General features: G+C 71.6%; 16 protein-coding genes. 3 read left to right on the top strand and 13 right to left on the bottom strand.

Going from position 1 to position 18,713, the window contains the following annotated elements; all coding sequences use genetic code 11:
* Positions 1–32: 32 nt before the first annotated feature.
* The 9 genes from OG223_RS38080 to rimP all read right to left on the bottom strand — a co-directional run bounded on the left by OG223_RS38080 (position 33) and on the right by rimP (position 12,070).
* Positions 33–1,022: a bifunctional riboflavin kinase/FAD synthetase gene (locus OG223_RS38080; RefSeq protein WP_329258801.1), complete on the bottom strand. Its 990-nt coding sequence runs from the start codon at positions 1,020–1,022 to the stop codon at positions 33–35.
* 139 nt (positions 1,023–1,161) lie between these two features.
* Positions 1,162–4,725: a trypsin-like peptidase domain-containing protein gene (locus OG223_RS38075; RefSeq protein WP_329258798.1), complete on the bottom strand. Its 3,564-nt coding sequence runs from the start codon at positions 4,723–4,725 to the stop codon at positions 1,162–1,164.
* A gap of 279 nt (positions 4,726–5,004) precedes the next feature.
* On the bottom strand, positions 5,005–5,910 hold the full coding sequence (truB, locus tag OG223_RS38070) for a tRNA pseudouridine(55) synthase TruB (RefSeq protein WP_329258795.1): 906 nt from the start codon (positions 5,908–5,910) through the stop codon (positions 5,005–5,007).
* Complete coding sequence (gene rbfA, locus OG223_RS38065) at positions 5,907–6,359, bottom strand: 30S ribosome-binding factor RbfA (protein ID WP_329258793.1); 453 nt, start codon at positions 6,357–6,359, stop codon at positions 5,907–5,909. The genes truB and rbfA overlap by 4 nt, the downstream gene beginning before the upstream one ends.
* A gap of 38 nt (positions 6,360–6,397) precedes the next feature.
* Complete coding sequence (locus tag OG223_RS38060) at positions 6,398–6,691, bottom strand: DUF503 domain-containing protein (protein ID WP_019064765.1); 294 nt, start codon at positions 6,689–6,691, stop codon at positions 6,398–6,400.
* Positions 6,692–6,828: 137 nt separating this feature from the next.
* Positions 6,829–10,029, bottom strand: coding sequence for a translation initiation factor IF-2 (gene infB / locus OG223_RS38055; RefSeq protein ID WP_329258790.1), 3,201 nt, complete (start codon positions 10,027–10,029; stop codon positions 6,829–6,831).
* Between the two features lie 146 nt (positions 10,030–10,175).
* Entirely contained in the window at positions 10,176–10,454 is a 279-nt protein-coding gene (locus OG223_RS38050) for a YlxR family protein (protein ID WP_329258788.1), read from the bottom strand.
* 90 nt (positions 10,455–10,544) lie between these two features.
* Positions 10,545–11,543: a transcription termination factor NusA gene (gene nusA / locus OG223_RS38045; protein WP_329258785.1), complete on the bottom strand. Its 999-nt coding sequence runs from the start codon at positions 11,541–11,543 to the stop codon at positions 10,545–10,547.
* 2 nt (positions 11,544–11,545) lie between these two features.
* On the bottom strand, positions 11,546–12,070 hold the full coding sequence (gene rimP / locus OG223_RS38040) for a ribosome maturation factor RimP (protein ID WP_329258783.1): 525 nt from the start codon (positions 12,068–12,070) through the stop codon (positions 11,546–11,548).
* A gap of 319 nt (positions 12,071–12,389) precedes the next feature.
* On the opposite strand from rimP, the gene OG223_RS38035 reads away from it, so the two are divergent.
* Genes OG223_RS38035 through OG223_RS38025 form a run of 3 tightly spaced genes read left to right on the top strand, consistent with a single transcriptional unit; the run spans position 12,390 to position 14,314 of the window.
* Complete coding sequence (locus tag OG223_RS38035; RefSeq protein ID WP_329258781.1) at positions 12,390–12,908, top strand: hypothetical protein; 519 nt, start codon at positions 12,390–12,392, stop codon at positions 12,906–12,908.
* Positions 12,905–13,372: a ferritin-like domain-containing protein gene (locus OG223_RS38030; RefSeq protein ID WP_329258779.1), complete on the top strand. Its 468-nt coding sequence runs from the start codon at positions 12,905–12,907 to the stop codon at positions 13,370–13,372. The genes OG223_RS38035 and OG223_RS38030 overlap by 4 nt, the downstream gene beginning before the upstream one ends.
* Before the next feature lie 51 nt (positions 13,373–13,423).
* Complete coding sequence (locus OG223_RS38025) at positions 13,424–14,314, top strand: aminoglycoside phosphotransferase family protein (RefSeq protein WP_329258776.1); 891 nt, start codon at positions 13,424–13,426, stop codon at positions 14,312–14,314.
* Positions 14,315–14,416: 102 nt separating this feature from the next.
* Here OG223_RS38025 and OG223_RS38020 read toward each other — a convergent pair whose 3' ends face one another.
* The 4 genes from OG223_RS38020 to OG223_RS38005 are packed head-to-tail and all read right to left on the bottom strand — an operon-like array spanning position 14,417 to position 18,535.
* Positions 14,417–15,634 (bottom strand): metal-dependent hydrolase family protein, encoded by a 1,218-nt coding sequence (locus OG223_RS38020; RefSeq protein ID WP_329258773.1) that lies wholly within the window; start codon positions 15,632–15,634, stop codon positions 14,417–14,419.
* The gene (locus tag OG223_RS38015) at positions 15,631–17,085 is read right to left on the bottom strand and encodes a sodium:solute symporter family protein (protein ID WP_329258770.1); all 1,455 of its coding nucleotides are present in this window, start codon (positions 17,083–17,085) and stop codon (positions 15,631–15,633) included. Before OG223_RS38015 ends, OG223_RS38020 begins: the two co-directional genes overlap by 4 nt.
* Positions 17,082–17,315 carry a hypothetical protein gene (locus OG223_RS38010; RefSeq protein WP_329258768.1) on the bottom strand — a complete coding sequence of 78 codons (234 nt, stop codon included), beginning with the start codon at positions 17,313–17,315 and terminating at the stop codon, positions 17,082–17,084. The genes OG223_RS38015 and OG223_RS38010 overlap by 4 nt, the downstream gene beginning before the upstream one ends.
* Complete coding sequence (locus OG223_RS38005) at positions 17,315–18,535, bottom strand: M20 metallopeptidase family protein (protein WP_329258765.1); 1,221 nt, start codon at positions 18,533–18,535, stop codon at positions 17,315–17,317. The genes OG223_RS38010 and OG223_RS38005 overlap by 1 nt, the downstream gene beginning before the upstream one ends.
* Positions 18,536–18,713 lie beyond the last annotated feature (178 nt).

Raw genomic sequence — 18,713 nt, 5'->3', positions numbered from 1 at the left:
GCCGCCCTTCGGCGTCGTAGAAACGGGAGAAGTTACCCGGCGTCGCCCGCAGTCGCGTCCGTGTCTGCGTCCGCGTCCGCGTCCGCCGAGATCAGTTCACGGCAGCGCTTCACGTCCTGCGCGATCTGCTCCAGCAGGCCCTCCAGCGAGTCGAACTTCGCCTGGCCGCGGACGAACGCGAGGAAGTCGACGGCGACATGCAGGCCGTAGAGGTCGAGGCCGACGCGGTCGATGGCGTACGCCTCCACCGTGCGCTCGGTGCCGTCGAACTGCGGGTTCGTGCCGACGGAGATCGCGGCCGGCATGGCCTCTCCCTCGACGTGGAGGTAACCGGCGTAGACGCCGTCCGCCGGGATCGCCGTATGGGGCAGGGTCTCGACGTTGGCCGTCGGGAAGCCCATTTCGCGACCGCGCTGGGCGCCGCGCACCACGACACCCTCGACCCGGTGGGGGCGGCCGAGAATCTCGCGGGCGCCCTCGACGTCGCCCTCGGCGACCAGCCGCCTGGTCAGTGTGGAGGAGAAGGGCTCGCCACCGCCCGCCGCACCGCTCACGTAAAGATCCACCACCTCTACCTCGAAGTCGTATGTCCTGCCCTGCTCGATCAGGAAGGCCACATTGCCCGCGGCCTTGTGGCCGAAGCGGAAGTTGGGGCCTTCGACGACCGCCTTCGCGTGCAGCTTGTCCACCAGGACCTTGACCACGAAGTCGGCCGGGGACAGCTTCGAGAACTCCTTGGTGAACGGCAGGATCAGCGCCGCGTCCACCCCCAGCTCGGCCATCAACTCGGCGCGGCGGTGGTGCGGGGCGAGCAGCGGCGGGTGGCTGCCGGGGCGCACGACCTCGCTGGGGTGCGGGTCGAAGGTGACGACGACCGAGGGAACGCCCAGCTCACGGGCCCGCTCCACGGCATGCCGGATGATGAGCTGGTGCCCGCGGTGGACCCCGTCGTAAGAACCGATGGTGACGACGCTGCGCCCCCAGTCCTCAGGGATGTCCTCCAAGCCACGCCAGCGCTGCACTGTGACCGCTCCTCATCGAACCCGTGTCCGTATGTAGACCTGTGTCGTCGACCTCTTACGCAGGTCTAAGGGTGCCATGCCGGGGGCCCGTGGCCCGCATCGGCATGGAGGCTGTGACCGGGCGCACGTGCCGGGCCCGCTATGCGGGAACCCCCACCCCCGCCAGGTTCTCGATCATGCGCCGGGTGCTGGGTCCGACCACCGCGGCCCAGTCCTCCGGGGTGTCCGCCAGCCAGCGGGCCATCAGGGCGGCGAAGCCGGGCACATGGCGGCCCAGATCGACGAGCCCGCGGTCGAAACGGGTCGCGCCGGCGGGGGTACGGACGAGCAGCCGGCCGGTGCGGTGGACGAGGTCGCGGATCTCGTCGTCGTCACGTCGGCCCGCCGTATGGAGAAGGGCGTCCAGTACGGCGGGGTCGTGCTCGTGCGTCAGCAGGAACTCCAGGAGTTCGCGGCGCAGGGGGCGGGAGGCGGCGGTGCCGGGGGCGGCGAGCACGGCCGCGAGGGCGGTGCGCACCGAGGCCGGGCCACCGGCCAGCAGGCCGGTGACCAAGGGGAGGAGGACGGCCCGGGCGGTGGGGCCGTGGTCGAGGCAGCGGTCGACGTAGACGCCGAGGTACGCGGCCGTCTCCGGCCACCGTACGGCGGTCTCGCGCACCAGGGCGGCGGCCCGGTTCGCGAGGGCGGGAGTGGTGACGTCGGCGAGGGTGCGGACCGCCTCGCTCGCGTGCGGTCCGTGCAGGCGGGCGCGGAAGGCCTCCAGGACCGGTTCGGGGTCGGTGGTCAGGGCGGCGGCCAGCGCGCTCGGCGGGAACTGCGGGTCGCCGGACGCGAAGTGCCGTAGCGCTTGCGGGAGATGGCGGGCGCGGGTGTGCGGATCGCGGACGAGGAGGGCGAGCGCGCCGCCGTGCAGGGAGCGGTCGGCGGGGCGGGCGAGGAGGAACTGGGCCGCGTAGCGCAGGAGTTCGCGGTCGGCCTCGGTCCGTACGTGCGGGGCGGCCCGCAGTCCGTACGCCACCGCCGCCACCCGGCGGCCCGGCCGCTCGTCGTGCGCCCACCGGTCCACGGCCCGGCACACGGCCGAGGGCTCCTCCTCGGCGAGTACGGCGAGGAGTTCGTCGGCCCGCCCGTGCGCACAGCCGACGAGCACCTCCGTGAGATCGTCCAGCGCCCGCCGCCGATGCGTGTGCAGCAGCGCCTGCGCGGCCGTCGCCACGGTCGCGTCCGGGGTCGCGGGCAGCGGCCGCTCGTCGTCGAACCAGCGGGTCAGCAGCGGCTGTACGGCGGCCGGGTCCGCGGCAAGCAACTCGGCCGCGGTGTCCAGGAATCGGGGTCCGGTGCCGTCCTGCGGAGCGCCGTCCGCGAGGACCAGCCGGCGCAGCATCGCGAACCGCTCGGCCGCCGGCAGGCGCAGCGCGGTCCAGAACTCCGGTGCGAACTCCTTCGGTACGGCCGCCGGTTGCTCCCGCCGTGCCACCAACTGGTCGGCCAGCAGCCGCAACACGCCCCGGTACGACGTCGCGTCCGGCACGCGCCGCAGCACCTCGGCGAGCAGCCGCGCGGCCCACCAGGAGTCCGGGTCGACGGTCAGGGCGTCCGCCAACTCCTCCAGCCGCAGCGCCAGTTGACGGGTTCCGTGGTGCCGGGCGAGGAGCAGCAGGGCCTGGACGACCGGGCCGATGCGGTGATGCGGTACGGGGAGCGGATGTCCCGCGTGTGGTGTCCTGGACCGGTGGACCAGGGCCCGCAGTGCCTCGTCGAGGTCGAGGTGCGTGCCCTGGATCCAGTCGGCCAACTCCTCGTGGGCGAAGCGGTATCCGGTACCGGCCGGCACGAGGAGCCCCTCGGTGAGGACGGCCGACGCCCACCCGGTGCCGCCGCCGAGCCGCGCCGGTGCGGGTCCCCACGGGAACACCGCCTCGAACGACTCCCGGTCCAACTCCCCCTGCCCCGGCCCCAGACTGCGCCGCGCCGCCTCGTGCACCTGCCCGGACACCTTGGCCGCGAGGCGCCGTACGGCGGTGCCGCGCAGGCCGTTCTCGGCGGCGAGGCGGACCGCGATCCGGAGGCACATGAGGTCGAGGTAGGCCGAGAACACGTCGTCGCGGTCGAGTCGGGCACCCGGAGTGGCGGGCAGCGCGGCCAGCACCTCGGAGAGGAGCCGAAGGGTGAGCGGATGCTGGGCATCACTGTCGGCGAGGACCCCCTCCGGAACGGCGTACGCTGCGCGGGCCCTCCGGGCTTCATCCGGGCCCAGGTCCCCGAGACGAACGCACGCCGGACGGGCTGACGTATACGGACCGGGGTCGTCGGGCTCGGGCGCTCCGGAGCCAACCTCACCGCCGTACAGCACCTCCCGTGGAAACCCCGCCCCCGCCCCCTCCCAGTACTCCGCCCTGCACCCCACCACCAACCGCGCCCCACTCCCCCGCAACCACTTCCCCGTCCCCCCGGTCCACTCCCCCAACCGGTGCGCGAGGACCGGCGGCATCTCCTCGGGCCCGTCCAGCAACAGCAGCAAGGGCCGCCCGGCGTCACGCGCGACCCGTGCCAGTCGCTCGGGGCTCACGTCGCCGAGGCCGCCGGGGAGGGCGACGGACGCGGCCAGGATGCGGGCCGCCCGTTCCAGCGTCCTGCGGGCCGCGTCCGCCACCGAGCCGTCGCCGTCCCGCAGGTCCGCGCCGCGCAGCCACAGGGTGGGGGCCGGTTCGCCGCCCCCGTTGCGCCGGGCGGCGAGCGCCGCGAGTTCTGTCGTACGGCCGCTGCCGGGTGGTCCGACGAGGCCGAGGACGGTGGCCTGCCCCGAGGCGAAACGGGTGAACTCCCTTGCCACCGACGGGCGTTCCACCGGCTCGACCAGGTACGTCCCATCGGCGTCACGGCCGGGACCGACGAAGCCCGCGAGCGCCCCGGGTGGGCCGTCCGAGCCCACCGAGGTCGCCGTCAGTTCCAGCACTCCGGCCAGATTGAGGTCGGCGCCGTACGCGGGGACGGTCGCCGCGTTGCGGGCGAGGAGTTCGGCCAACGGGCCCCCGGCGTCCCGTACTTGGCGCAGGGGCACGGCGAACCCCGTGTCCCGTTGGCCCGATTGCAGTGCCGTGCCGAGGACGCCGATCACCGCGCCGGTCTCGGTGTCGAGGACCGGTCCGCCGGCCGCTCCGCCGCCCAGGCGCAGCGCGTCCCGGCCTGCCGTGCCGATCGCCAACTCCAGGGCGTCGTCGAGGAGATGGAAGCGGTCGGTGGCCGTGTACGTCACGGAGGTCTCGCCCAGGAGGCGGGCCTCGCGCCAGCGGCCCGCGGCCACGCGTACGTATGTGCCGGTCTCCACGCGGTCCCGGACGGTGACGGGGAGCGGGTCCACGCCGAGGCCCTCGGTGCGGACCAGGGCCAGGTCCAGGGCGGGCAGCGGGGTCACCGCGTCGGCGGTCACGAGGCAGGTGCGGTCGCCGGCGGCGTGCAGGAGGAGGCGGGGCAGGCCGTCGACCGCTTCGTGGCTGGTGATCACCGTGCCGTGGTGGTCGGCGACGAATCCGGTGCCGCGCGGGCGCCCGGCGAGGTCACGGATGCGCACCAAGGCGGAATCACCGGCCGCGTCGCCGGCCGCGTCATCAACGGGCGGTGCGGCGGCCTGCGTCGGCCGCTCTTCCCGCACAGCTTCCCGCGTCCGACGGCCGCCGCCCGTCCGCGGGCCACGTCCCGCCATGGTCGAACCTCCCCGCCGTACCCGTGCCCTGTGTTCGACGGTAGGCGCGGGGTGATCAGCGGGACAGATCGCGTGGTGAACGCGCCCCCTTCCGCTCCCTCGGTTCACTCCGAGCGCCTGCCCGGACGGGTGAATAGAAGCGGAGGGTTGGATACACCCTAGGGGTGGGGGAACCGAGGGGGGACCGTGGAGCGGCGGGAACGTAGACCCCGTGACCGCCGCTCCACGGGCGGGAGTTGAGGACCCGCCCGGGCCCTGGCCTCACCCTCTGCGTGGCTCTCAGGCGAAGACCGCGAGGCTCTTGGCCTTGCCCTTCTGTTCCTCCACGAGCGCCAGGAAGCGGCCCTCGGGGTCGAAGACGCCGACCGCGCCGGCGCCCGTGTACTCCTCGGGGATGTCCAGGCGGACTCCGTTGAGCAGCAGCTTCGCCCGCCGGTCGTCCACGGACCAGCGCGGGAACGCGGCCTCGGCCGCCTCGGCGATCGGCATCACGGTCAGTTCCTGCTGGAGCTGGTCCAGGGTCCTCGCCGTGTCCAGCTTGTACGGGCCCACGCGGGTACGGCGGAGAGCGGTGAGGTGACCGCCCACACCGAGGTCCGCGCCCAGGTCACGGGCCAGGGCCCGGATGTAGGTGCCGGACGAGCAGACCACCGAGACCACCAGGTCCAGGACGGGGGTGCCGTCCTCGGCGACGGCGTCCCTGACGTCGTAGACCGCGAAGGAGGAGATGGTGACGGGGCGGGCGGGGATCTCGAAGTCCTCGCCGTCGCGGGCCCGTTTGTACGAGCGCACGCCGTTGATCTTGATGGCGCTGACCTTGGACGGGACCTGCATGATCCGGCCGCTGAGCTTGGCGATCCCGGCGTCGACGGCGTCCCGGGTGACCTTCGAGGCGTCTGTCGACCCCGTGATCTCGCCCTCGGCGTCGTCGGTCAGGGTGGTCTGGCCCAGGCGGATCGTGCCCAGGTACTCCTTCTCCGTGAGCGCGAGATGGCCCAGGAGCTTTGTCGCCTTCTCGACTCCGAGGACGAGCACGCCCGTCGCCATGGGGTCGAGGGTGCCTGCGTGCCCGACGCGGCGGGTACGGGCGATGCCGCGCATCTTGGCGACCACGTCGTGCGAAGTGAAGCCCGACGGTTTGTCGACGATGACAAGGCCGTCGGGCGTCCGGGGTTTCTCGGTCATTCGGAGGCGTCGTCCTCGTCGTCGTCCTCGCCGGGCTTCTTGTACGGGTCCGCGTCGCCCGCGTAGGCGGCGCCCGCCGAGACCTCGCGCACCTTCTCGTCGGACTGCCGGGCCTTGTCGAGGAGGTCCTCGATGGTCTTGGCGGTGTCCGGGAGGGCGTCCGCGACGAAGGTGAGGGTCGGCGTGAACTTCACGCCGGCCGCCGTGCCCACCGCGGAGCGGAGGATGCCCTTGGCGCTCTCCAGACCGGCGGCCGCCTCGGCGCGCTGCTCGTCGTCGCCGTAGACCGTGTAGAAGACGGTCGCCTCCCGCAGGTCACCCGTGACGCGGGTGTCCGTGATGGTGATGTGGGTGCCGAGCCGCGGGTCCTTGATCCCGCGCTGCAGCTTCTTGGCCACCACCTCTCGGATGAGGTCCGCCAGCCTCTTGGCGCGCGCGTTGTCGGCCACTGGTCCGTCTCCTTAGTAACTACTTCGTGCTGCTTGCGTCAGTCTTCGTCGCTGTGGAGCCTGCGTCGAACGGAGAGCAGTTCCACCTCGGGCCGCGCGGCGACGAGTCGCTCGCAGCGGTCCAGTACGTCGGTGAGGTGTCCCGTGTCCCCGGAGACCACCGCGAGCCCGATCTCGGCTCTGCGGTGCAGGTCCTGACTGCCCGTCTCGGCCGCGCTCACCGCGTACTTGCGCTGGAGTTCGGCCACGATCGGACGGACGAGAGAGCGTTTCTCCTTCAGCGAGTGGACGTCGCCGAGGAGCAGGTCGAAGGACAGAGTCCCCACATACATGTGTGTCCGGATGTCCCGCCGGTTCGGGGTATGGGCGCCGGTCTCGGACGCCGATACAGGAACCGTACACGCAACGGCCGGGGCCGATCGACGGAATTGTGTCCCCGCCGACCGGCCCCGATCGCGTGCTGTGTCGATCAGCCGCGAGGCTTCTCGCGCATCTCGTACGTCGCGATGACGTCGTCGACCTTGATGTCGTTGAAGTTGCCGAGGTTGATACCGCCCTCGAACCCTTCGCGGATCTCGGTGACGTCGTCCTTGAAGCGACGCAGACCGGAGATGGTGAGGCTCTCCGCGATGACCTTGCCGTCGCGGACGAGGCGCGCCTTGGTGTTGCGCTTGACCTCTCCGGAGCGGACCAGGACACCGGCGATGTTGCCCAGCTTGGACGACTTGAAGACCTCGCGGATCTCCGCCGTGCCGAGCTCGACCTCCTCGTACTCCGGCTTGAGCATGCCCTTCAGGGCCGCCTCGATCTCCTCGATGGCCTGGTAGATCACCGAGTAGTACCGGACGTCGACGCCCTCGCGCTCCGCCATCTGCGCCGCGCGGCCCGCAGCGCGGACGTTGAAGCCGATGACGATCGCGTCGGAGCCGGTCGCCAGGTCGATGTCCGACTCGGTGACCGCACCCACGCCGCGGTGCAGGACGCGGATGTCGACCTCGTCGCCGACGTCGAGCTGGAGCAGCGAGGACTCGAGAGCCTCCACCGAACCGGACGCGTCGCCCTTGATGATGAGGTTGAGTTCCTGCACCAGACCGGCCTTGAGCGCCTCGTCCAGGTTCTCCAGGGAGAACCGGACTCCACGCCGGGCGAAGTTGGCGTTGCGCTCGCGCGCCGCCCGCTTCTCGGCGATCTGACGCGCCGTACGGTCCTCGTCGACAACCAGGAAGTTGTCGCCGGCGCCCGGGACGTTGGTGAGACCCAGGACCAGGACAGGAGTCGACGGAGTCGCTTCCTCGACGTTGTTGCCGTTGTCGTCGAGCATCGCCCGGACACGGCCGTACGCGTCGCCGACCACCATGGTGTCGCCGATGCGCAGCGTGCCGCGCTGGACCAGGACCGTCGAGACGGCACCGCGGCCACGGTCGAGGTGGGACTCGATCGCAATACCCTGCGCGTCCTGCTCCGGGTTGGCCCGCAGGTCGAGCGAGGCGTCCGCGGTGAGGACCACGGCCTCCAGGAGAGCCTCGATGTTGAGGCCCTGCTTGGCGGAGATGTCGACGAACATCGTGTCGCCGCCGTACTCCTCGGCCACCAGACCGAACTCGGTGAGCTGACCGCGCACCTTGGTCGGGTCGGCACCTTCGACGTCGATCTTGTTGACCGCGACCACGATCGGCACGTCGGCCGCCTTGGCGTGGTTCAACGCCTCGATCGTCTGGGGCATCACACCGTCGTTGGCCGCCACCACGAGGATCGCGATGTCGGTCGACTTGGCACCACGGGCACGCATGGCGGTGAACGCCTCGTGACCCGGGGTGTCGATGAAGGTGATGCGACGCTCTTCGCCGTTGACCTCGGTCGCGACCTGGTACGCGCCGATGTGCTGCGTGATACCGCCGGCCTCGCCCGCGACGACGTTCGTCTTGCGGATGGTGTCGAGAAGGCGGGTCTTGCCGTGGTCGACGTGACCCATGACGGTGACGACCGGCGGACGCGCGACGAGGAACTCCTCGCCACCCTCGTCCTCGCCGAACTCGATGTCGAAGGACTCGAGCAGCTCGCGGTCCTCCTCCTCGGGGCTGACGATCTCGAGGACGAAGTTCATCTCGTCCGCGAGGAGCTTCAGCGTCTCGTCGGAGACGGACTGCGTGGCAGTGACCATCTCTCCGAGGTTCATCATCACGCCGACGAGCGACGCCGGGTTGGCGTTGATCTTCTCGGCGAAGTCGGTGAGGGACGCACCGCGCGACAGACGGACGGACTGTCCGTTGCCACGAGGCAGCATCACACCGCCGACCGACGGGGCCTGCATGGCCTCGTACTCCTGGCGCCTCTGCCGCTTCGACTTGCGACCGCGACGCGCGGGACCACCGGGACGACCGAAGGCGCCCTGTGTGCCACCACGGCCACCCGGACCACCAGGACGACCGCCGAAGCCGGGACGGCCACCGCCGCCACCGGCGGGAGCACCCGGACGGCCGGCGAAACCGCCGCCACCGCCACCGGGACCCGCGGGACGACCGGCGAAACCGCCACCGCCGCCACCCGGACGACCGGCGAAGCCGCCGCCGCCACCGCCACCGGGACGACCGCCACCGCCGCCACCCGGACCACCGGGACGACCGCCGCCGGCACCGGGACCGCGGCCACCGGGGCCACCACCGGGACGGGGGCTACCCGCAGCGGGACGCTGCGGCATCATGCCGGGGTTCGGACGGTTGCCACCGGGGCCGCCGCCGGGACGCGGAGCGCCGCCCTGCGGGCGGGGCATGCCGCCCGGGGACGGACGCGCGCCGCCGGGAGCACCCGGACGGGTACCGCCCGCAGCGCCCTGGGGACGGGGACCGCCCTGACCGGCACCCTGCGGACGCGGAGCGCCGCCGGGAGCACCACCGGGACGGTCCTGACCGCCGGGACGCGGGGCACCGGGACGAGGAGCCCCGGGACGCGCCATGCCGGTGGAACCACCGGAGGTGAACGGGTTGTTGCCCGGACGGGGACCGGCCGGACGAGCACCGGGACGCGCGCCCTGACCGGCCGGACGCGGTGCGCCGGGACGGTCGCCGCGGTCACTGCGCTCGGGACGGTCGCCACGACCCTGACCACCCTGACCGGGACCACCGGCCGGACGGGCACCGCCCGGACGGGGAGCCTGGCTCGCCGGACGCGGGGCGCCCGGACGGGGGGCGGAACCGGAGCCGCCGGTGGAGGCAGGGGCGGCCGGAGCCGCGGGTGCCGCCGGAGGCGCGGTGAACTCGGGCGTGGTCGGCGCCGGCGAGGCCGGGGCCGGACGCGGCGCGGGCCGCGGGCCCGGACGGGGGCCACCGGTGGAGGCCGGTGCGGCGGGCGCGGACGGGGCCGCGGGAGCCGCGGCGGCGCTCTCGGCGACGACCGGCTTCGGGGCCGGCGGACGCGGGGCGGCAGGACCCGGACGGGCACCCTGCGCCGGAGAGGGGGCTCCCGGACGTGCCGGGGCAGCCTTGCGCGCGGGGGCGGGCTTGCCGCCTCCGCTGCCCTGCTGGAGGGCGTCTGTCAGCTTGCGTACAACGGGCGCCTCGATCGTCGAGGACGCCGAACGGACAAATTCACCGAGTTCTTGGAGCTTGGCCATGACGACCTTGCTCTCCACCCCGAACTCCTTGGCGAGTTCGTATACCCGGACCTTAGCCACTTCGCTCCTTTTAGGTCCGGGTGCGTCCGGACCGTCGCTACTTCATGGGCGTACTCATCGCGTGCTCATCGAGTGCTCATCGCAATCTCGACCTACTTCCAACTCGCGGAATACCGGGCCGCACGGAGGTTCCGTACGACTCGCTCTTACGGTGTTGCCTGCTCGACGGAGAGACGCAACGTCTTTGTGTCGAGCGGTCCCTGGGCACGCAGCGCCCGTGGGAACGCCCGGCGACGTACCGCCAGGTCGAGACAGACCAGGGCGGGATGCAGATACGCACCCCGGCCGGGCAGCGTACCGCGATGATCGGGGACGCATTCGCCCTCGACCGCCACGATCCGCAGCAGTTCTTTCTTGGCCGCTCGCTCCCGGCACCCCACACAGGTGCGTTCAGGGCATGCGCGGGCTCGCGTCCGGCCAGACACTGCTAAGTCTACCTCCCCGCACCGACCTCACCCCTGCGGGGGAAGAATCGAACGGTTGTTGTCGTGATCTAAGCCACTCGCGGCCGAGATCTATTCCCCGGCCTGGTCGGACGGCTGTTCGGTGTCCGGACGGATGTCGATCCGCCACCCCGTGAGCCGGGCCGCAAGTCGGGCATTCTGCCCTTCCTTGCCGATCGCCAGCGACAGTTGGTAGTCCGGCACCGTCACGCGCGCGGAGCGGGCCGCGAGGTCCACCACCTCGACCTTGGAGACCCGGGCCGGGGAGAGCGCGTTGGCCACCATCTCGGCCGGGTCGTCCGACCAGTCGACGATGTCGATCTTCTCGCCGCTCAGCTCGCCCATCACCGCGCGCACCCGGCCGCCCATGGGGCCGATGCAGGCACCCTTGGCGTTCAGACCGCTGCGGGTGGAGCGGACGGCGATCTTCGTGCGGTGGCCGGCCTCGCGCGCGATGGCGGCGATCTCCACCGACCCGTCGGCGATCTCCGGCACCTCCATGGCGAACAGCTTCTTCACCAGGGCGGGATGCGTACGGGACAGGGTCACGGACGGACCGCGCACGCCCTTCGCCACCCGGACGACGTACGACCGAAGGCGCATGCCGTGCGGGTACGTCTCGCCGGGGACCTGCTCCTGCACCGGCAGGATGGCCTCCAGCTTGCCGATGTCGACGAGCACGTTCTTCGGGTCGCGGCCCTGCTGGACGACTCCGGTGACGATGTCGCCCTCACGGCCCGCGTACTCGCCGAGCGTCGCGTCGTCCTGCGCGTCCCGCAGGCGCTGCAGGATGACCTGCTTGGCGGTGGTGGCGGCGATCCGGCCGAAGTCGGACGGGGTGTCGTCGAACTCGCGCGCCTCCTGCCCCTCCTCCAGGTCCTCGGGGTCCTCCTTCGCCCACACGGTCACATGACCGGTCTCCCGGTCGAGCTTCACGCGCGCGTGGCGGCGGCTTCCCTCGGTGCGGTGGTAGGCGATGAGGAGCGCCGACTCGATCGCCTCGACCAGCAGGTCGAAGGAGATCTCCTTCTCCCGCACCAAGCCCCGCAGGGCACTCATGTCGATGTCCACGGCTACGCCTCCTCTTCGTTCTCTTCGTTGTCTTCGATGTCGTCGGTCTTGTTCTTGCGGTTGAACTCGACCTGGACGCGGGCCTTGACGATGTCCGCGAAGGCGAGCCGCCTGGCGGTGGGCTTGCGCCCCTTCACGCCGGGCACTTCCACGTCGATGCCGTCGTCGTCCACCTTGATGATCCGGGCGACCAGCTCACCGCTCTCGGCCGACTGGAACTTCACCAGCCGGTCGGTGGCGCGTACGTAGTGACGGTGCTCGGTGAGCTCGCGCTCGGCACCGGGTGTCCCGACCTCAAGGGTGTATTCGCCCGCGCCCATCGCGTCGGTCTCGTCGAGCTTCGCGGAGAGCGCGCGGCTCACATCCGCGATCTGGTCCAGATCGGCACCCGTGTCCGAGTCGACGACCACGCGCAGCACCCGCTTGCGTCCCACCGAGTCCACCGCGACCTCTTCGAGATCGAGTCCCTGGGAGCCGACGAGCGGTTCCAGCAGTTCTCGCAGCCTCTCGCTCTGGGTCGTGCTCATCCGGGTGACTCCTCGGCCGCGTGTGCTGTTGTGGGTAGGGCGCGTGTCTGCTCAAAGGGTATCCGGTCCCAGGGTGTGTTGCCGTCCACGTGTGCCTCCGGCGGTGGACCGGGGCGCCTTTGAGCTCGGGTGGTCGCGGTGGTCGGGCGGGTGCGAGTTGGTGGCGGCCGGCCGCGCAGTTCCCCGCGCCCCTGGGTAGGACCACGAGCCGGTGACGTGAGTCCGGGGGCTGCGCGGGTACCGTGATCACGGGCGTGCCGCCCTTGCCGCCTTCTCGCCCGCCTTTTCGTTCGTACGAGCCCCCCGAGGACGATCTGCCGTGCCGTTCCCCCCACCTCCGCGCACCCTCCCGGGGCCGCGCAGAAGGAGCCTGCTCGCCTCGGCCGCCGGAGCCGCCCTCCTGGCGGGCTGCTCCGGCAACGCCGACGACTCCGAGACCACGGGCGGCAGCGAGTCGGCCGCCGAACACGCACGCGCGCGTGCGGCCGCCGACAGCCGGACCCTCCTCCAGCGCTACGACGCGGTCCTGGCCGCGTACCCGACGCTGGCGGAGCGCCTGGATCCGCTGCGGGCGGAGGTCGTCCGCCACGCGACGGCTTTCGGCGGCTCCGGCTCGACACCGTCCGCTACGGCGACTGCCTCACCGTCGGCCTCGGCCACGGCCGTACCCGCGACCGCGAGCGACGCCCTCGCCGGGCTGGCCGCCGCCGAGCGGAGTCTCGCCGACCGGCGGGCCAAGGCGCTGCTCGACCTGCCCGGTGAACTGGCCCGGCTGCTGGCCTCGGTGGCCGCCGCGGGGGCCGCGCACGCGTATCTGCTGACGGAGGACGCCAAGTGAGCAGCGAGGAGAAGGCCGCGGAACTGACCGCGCTGCAGGCGGCCCTGGCCGCCGAGCACGCGGCGGTGTACGGCTACGGCGTGGTCGGCGGCCGTATCCGCGAGGGCCGGCGCATCGAGGCCAAGGCGGCTTACGACGCCCATCGCGCCCGGCGTGACGCCCTGGTCCGCGAGGTGCGGGACCTGGGCGGCAAGCCCGTGGCCGCGTCCGCCGGGTACGCGCTGCCGTTCCCGGTGCCGGACTCGGCGGCCGCCGTACAACTCGCAGCGGAGCTGGAGGACCGGGTGGCCGGGGTCTACTCCGACCTGGTGCGGGCGTCGACGGACGGGGTGCGCGGCACGGCGGCCGAAGCGCTGCGGGAAGCGGCGGTCCGCGCGGTGCGCTGGCGCGGCGGGAGCGTACCCTTCCCTGGTCTCGCCGAGCGGGCCGCGACTCCCACGGCCTCGGCGACACCCACGGCGTAATCCGTACGGGGACGCAGGACGGCAGGACCGTAGGAAGGGAACAACTCGCGCATGGCTTTCGAACCGCCGCGGCGTCTGGTGAGGGCGCTCGGGGAGACGGCACCGAGCGGTGACGACTGGTTGGAGAAGCTGCCCGAGCTGGCCCAACATGCCGTTGATCTACGCGAGTTGACCGTGGAGCGGGTGCAGGTGCCGGGTGGGCGCAGCAGCCTGGTCGTGCTGGTGCGGAGGCCTGACGGGACCCCGGCGGTGCTGAAACTCGCCCCGCGTCGGGCTCGTCCCGAGAGCGAGCGGGCCGCGCTGGCCCGCTGGGGCGGGCTGGGTGCCGTGCAGTTGGCCGAACCGTTCGCCGCCGAGGGTGTGCTGGTGCTGGAGCGGTTGCATCCGGATGTGTCGGTGCGGTCGTTGCCCGAGGCGAAGGCGTTGCTGGAGGCGGCGGGGACGTTGCGGCGGCTGTGGGTGGAGCCGCCCGGTGATCACGCGTTCGAGACGGTGGCCGAGCGGACGGGGCGGCAGGCGGTCGCCATGCGGGGCGGTGGGGCGGAGGTCGCCTCGCTGGTCTCGGCCGCGCTGGATGCGCGGGAGGAGTTGTTGGCCGCGCCGCCCGAGGTTCGGTTGCTGCACGGGACGTTTCGGCAGAGCAAGGTGCTGGCCGGGGAGCGGGTGCCGTGGCTTGCCGTGGGGCCGGATCCGGTTGTGGGTGAGTGTGCGTTTGATCTGGCTCGGTTGGTCCGGGATCGGGTTGAGGATCTGATCGCTACGCCCTCGGGGGCTTCTACAACTCGGCGGCGGGTCAAGCGACTTGCCGAGTCCTTGGACGTGGATCAGGAGCGGTTGCGGGGGTGGACGTTGTTTCGGGCTGTGGAGTCCGGGGTGCGGGCACTGCGCGTGGGGCGGCCTCGGGATGCCGAGTTGTTGCTGGAATTTGCCGGGTGGCTTTAGGTCGTGTGTTTTCTGCGGGTGCGTGGGGGCTGGGCGCGCCCACGCGGCGGAGCCGCAAATCGACACAGCCCCGCGCCCCTAAAAACACTTGGCCCCGTTGCTTTACAGGGCCGCCCGGACTCCGTCCTTCCATACCTCCGTTATGTTGCCGGGCAGTGCCGTCAGGTCGTAGGCGTTGCCCTCTACGAGCACCAGATCTGCTCGGCGTCCCGGCTCTACTCTGCCCAGGTCGTCGTAGCCCAGAAGGCGCGCGGCCGAAGATGTGGTCGCCGCCAGCACCTCGCCCGGAGTCATGCCGCAGGCCTGCATCAGGGGGAGTTCGTCGAGGTTGGTGCCGTGGGGGCCGATGCCGCTGTCTGTGCCCATGGCTATGCGGACGCCTGCTTCTGCGGCTCGGCGTACCGAGTCGGCGTGGGCCTCGGTCACCTCCTTGGCCTTGCGGAGCATGGCTTCGGGTATCTGGATGCCGGACTCGGCCGCGCGGATCACCGACACCGGGGCGATCAGGGTGGGGACCAGCCAGGTGTCGTGTTGCAGCATGAGGTCGATCGCCTCGTCGTCCAGGTGGATGCCGTGTTCTATGGAGCGGACGCCGGCGCGGACGGCGTTCTTGATGCCCTCGGCGCCCTGGGCGTGAGCCATGACGTAGCGGCCCTGGGCGGTCGCCTCGGTCACCAGGATGTCCAGTTCCGCCGGGGTGAACTGGCTGTGCCGGGGGTCGTCGCGTGGGGAGAGGACGCCGCCGGTGGTGCACACCTTGAGGACCTCGGCGCCGGCCCTCAGCAGGGTGCGGGCGGTGCGGCGCATCTCGTCGGGGCCGTCGGCCATCGCGGGTGGGCGGCCCGGGTGCGGTACGGCGAGGCCGGCGCACTGGCCCGAGGGCATCCAGGGGTCGCCGTGGCCGCCGGTCTGAGTGATCAGGCCGATGGAGATCTGGACCCGGGGGCCCGTCAACAGGCCGTCCTCCACTGCCTGTTTGATGCCCAGGTCCGCTCCCGCCGCGTCGCGGACCGTGGTGATGCCCGCTTCGAGGGTGCGGCGCAGGTTCACCGCCGCCTCGTAGAACTGGTACGAGAACGGCTTCTGCAACGCCCCCAGCAGGCCTATGCCGTTGAGCGTGAGGTGGACGTGGCAGTCGAACAGGCCCGGCAGCAACGTGCGGCCTGTGCAGTCGACTTGGGTGTCGCCGTCCAGGCCCGTTCCGACGTCGACTATGCGGCCATCGGCCACCACTACGTCGGCGGGGGCGGGGTCCGCGCCGGTGCCGTCGAAGACCAGGCCGCCGCTGAAGACCGTACGGATTGCTGCCGGGGTGCTCATGCGGTGACCGCCACCTGCTCGTCTGTCTCGGAGTTGGGGGACGTCTTGCGGGCCAGGAGGCGTTCCGCGGGTGCCGTTAGGGTCAGGACGATCAGGTTCGCGGCCAGGCCGATCAGGCCCACGTTGACGTTGCCTGCCAGGTCCTTGTTCCAGAACGTCAGCCAGATGACGGCCAGTTCGCCCACGAAGAGGCCCGCCAGGACCGGGACCTTGCCCACCGGACGGCGGGTCAGGAAACCCAGGGCGATGGCGGGGGCCAGTTGGACGGTGCCGCTGTAGGTGAGCAGGAGCAGGTTGGCCAGCAGGTCGGGGCGGAAGATCGCCAGGAGGAGGGACAGGCCACAAGCCGCCACCACCGTGCCGTGGTTGATCCAGAACTGGGTGCGTTCGCCCTGTACGCGGGCGATGTTGCGGGCCACCAGTGAGGAGATGCCGATCAGGATGCCCGCGGCCGGGACCATCGCCGTCGCGATGGCCGCGATCACCACCAGGCCCGTCGCCCACGCGGGGAGGACCTGCTTGCTCAGGGTCAGGAGGATGCCGTTGGCCGAACTGCCCGGCTTGAGCACGAGGATGGCGGCGAAGCCGACGATGATCGGCATCAGGAGGCAGAGTTCGTAGAGGGGCATCCAGGTGTAGTTGCGACGAAGGACCTTCGGGTCTCGGGCGGACATCACGGCGGGCCACGCGTGCGGCAGGCACATCAGGCCGACGCCGATCGCGCTGACCAACATGCTTGTGGTGAACCAGACCTGGTCGGCGGGGCCCGCGTGGATCGTCAGCATCTCGGGGTGCAGCTTGTCGATGCGGTGGAACATCGCGCTGACTCCGCCCGCGAAGTGGGAGGGGATGGCGACGAGGAGTACACCCAGGACGACCAGCATCACGACGTCCTTGAAGTACGACGTCATCGCGACGCCGTGCAGGCCCGCCCACAGGACGAAGGCCACGACCAGCACACTGCCGATGATCATGCTGAGGGTGCCGGAGGACGAGTTGCCGGTGACCAGCTGGACGATCAACCCCAGCCCGGTGATCTGGAGTTGGAGGTACGGAAGGACGAAGACGACGCCCAGGACGGCCGCGACCGTGCCGAGCAGTTTGCTGTCGTAGCGGTCCTCCAGGTAGTCGCCCTGGGTGAGGTAGCCGCGTTCCTTGCCCAGCGACCACAGGCGCTTGGCGAGGAAGAACAGCACCATGTAGCCGATGGGGACGTACGGGAGGGCGTAGAGGGCCGCCACTCCGCCGCTGAACGCGAGGCCCGCCATGCCGAGGAAGGTGAAGGTGGTGAACACCTCGCCGGCTTGCAGGAACCACATGCTCACCGCGCCGAAGTTCCGTCCGCCGACGGCCCATTCGGACAGGTCGGCGGCGGGCTTGCGGCGGCCGGCGAAGCCGAGGACGCCGATCAGCACGATGCCGGTGAACGTCATGATCAGGATGGTCGTCACTGGTCGACTCCCTCGGCGATCGCGGTGGTCTCCGTCAACTCGGCGGTGTCGCGCGCCATCAGACGCTCCGTCAGCAGCAGCGCGGGTGTGCACATCACGCACCAGGCCGCGCCCCACACGAGCATCCGGGGCAGACCGAACCACAGCCCGTCGGTGTTCACGAACGGCAGGAACGGCATGAGGGCCAGCGCCAGCGCGGGCACGGCGGGGATCAGGTGGTAGGGGCGCACTACGCCTCCTTGGCAAGGGAGTTGAGCCGTTCCAGTCGGCGGACGGCCAGTTCGGCGAGCAGGGCGGAGCCGTCGGAGACAACGCTGTCGTCGAAGGCGGCGAGCGGGGAGTGGTTGCCGGGCGCGGTCTCCGGGTCGCCGGTGGTGTCGGCGCCGAGGAAGACGAAGGCGCCCGGCACCCGGTCCAGGACCCGGGAGAAGTCCTCCGAGCCGGTGATCGGGTCGGCCAGTGGTTCGAAGCGCTCCTCGCCGAAGGCCTCGCGGACGGTGTCGGCGAGGAAGTCGTGCTCGGCGACGTCGTTGACCGTGACCGGGTACTCGGGGACGAACTCGACCTCGGCGGTGAGGCCGTGGGCCGCCGCGATGCCCTCGCAGAGGCGTACGGCGACCTCGGCGGCGCGTTCGGCGGCGGCCGGGGTGAAGGTGCGGACGGTCGCCTCGAAGACGGCGTCGTCCGGGATGATGTTGCGCCGGGTGCCGGCGTGGAACGTGCCGACGGTGACCACGACCGGGTCGAAGACGTCGAAGCGCCGGGTCACCATCGTCTGCAGCGCGGTGACCATCTCGCAGGCCACCGGCACCGGGTCCAGCGCGGCGTGCGGCCGCGAGCCGTGCCCGCCCGCTCCTACGACGCGCACGTGCAGGCCCGCCGAGGCCGCCATCAGCGTGCCGGGGCGGGAGCTGAAGACGCCGGTGGGGTACGACGACGAGCTGACGTGCAGTCCGTAGGCCGCGTCGACCGGGCGGCCCGCCGCCGTCAGGACGCCCTCCTCGACCATGTGCCCGGCGCCGTCCCAGCCCTCCTCCCCCGGCTGGAACATGAACACCACGTCCCCGGCGAGGTTCTCGCGCCGACCGGCGAGCAGCCGGGCGGCGCCGACGAGTCCTGCGGTGTGCAGGTCGTGGCCGCAGGCGTGCATGGCGCCGTCGATCCGGGAGGTGAACTCCGCGCCGGTGCGCTCGGTGACCGGCAGACCGTCCATGTCTCCGCGCAGCAGTACGACGGGGCCGCCGGGCTCGCCGCCACCGCCGCGCAGGACTGCCGTCACGGAGGACAGTGACGTGCCGGTGCTGATCTCCAGCGGCAGTCCGTCCAGCGCGGCCAGCACCTTCTCCTGCGTTCGCGGCAGGTGCAGGCCGATCTCCGGTTCCTGGTGCAACGCCCGGCGCAGGACGGCCAGTTCGCCCTGGAGCTCGCCGGCGTCGTCTCTCAGAGTCATCCTGTTCCCCTCGTAGGTCACTCCCGCAACTCCAGGACGCTGCCCAGCCGGGCGGACGCTCGTGCGCCGGGCGCCGTACGGACCGCGCTTCTGGTCGGTAATGATGAGAGGGCGGTGCATCACCGCAGCAAATTCTGGAGAGATCCGCCGTACAACGGCCGCCAATCCGAGGGATCCG

The sequence above is a fragment of the Streptomyces sp. NBC_01478 genome, from assembly GCF_036227225.1.
Classification (GTDB): domain Bacteria; phylum Actinomycetota; class Actinomycetes; order Streptomycetales; family Streptomycetaceae; genus Streptomyces.
Note: the sequence above shows the minus strand (reverse complement) of the source record. Positions and strands in the feature narration are given on the sequence as shown.

Coding starts and splice junctions, on each gene's coding strand:
- rimP (WP_329258783.1), bottom strand. CDS start 12,070: ATGAGCACGACCCAGAGCGAGAGGCTGCGAGAACTGCTGGAACCGCTC.
- truB (WP_329258795.1), bottom strand. CDS start 5,910: ATGACCGAGAAACCCCGGACGCCCGACGGCCTTGTCATCGTCGACAAA.
- OG223_RS38005 (WP_329258765.1), bottom strand. CDS start 18,535: ATGACTCTGAGAGACGACGCCGGCGAGCTCCAGGGCGAACTGGCCGTC.
- OG223_RS38060 (WP_019064765.1), bottom strand. CDS start 6,691: ATGTATGTGGGGACTCTGTCCTTCGACCTGCTCCTCGGCGACGTCCAC.
- OG223_RS38025 (WP_329258776.1), top strand. CDS start 13,424: ATGGCTTTCGAACCGCCGCGGCGTCTGGTGAGGGCGCTCGGGGAGACG.
- OG223_RS38075 (WP_329258798.1), bottom strand. CDS start 4,725: ATGGCGGGACGTGGCCCGCGGACGGGCGGCGGCCGTCGGACGCGGGAA.
- OG223_RS38020 (WP_329258773.1), bottom strand. CDS start 15,634: ATGAGCACCCCGGCAGCAATCCGTACGGTCTTCAGCGGCGGCCTGGTC.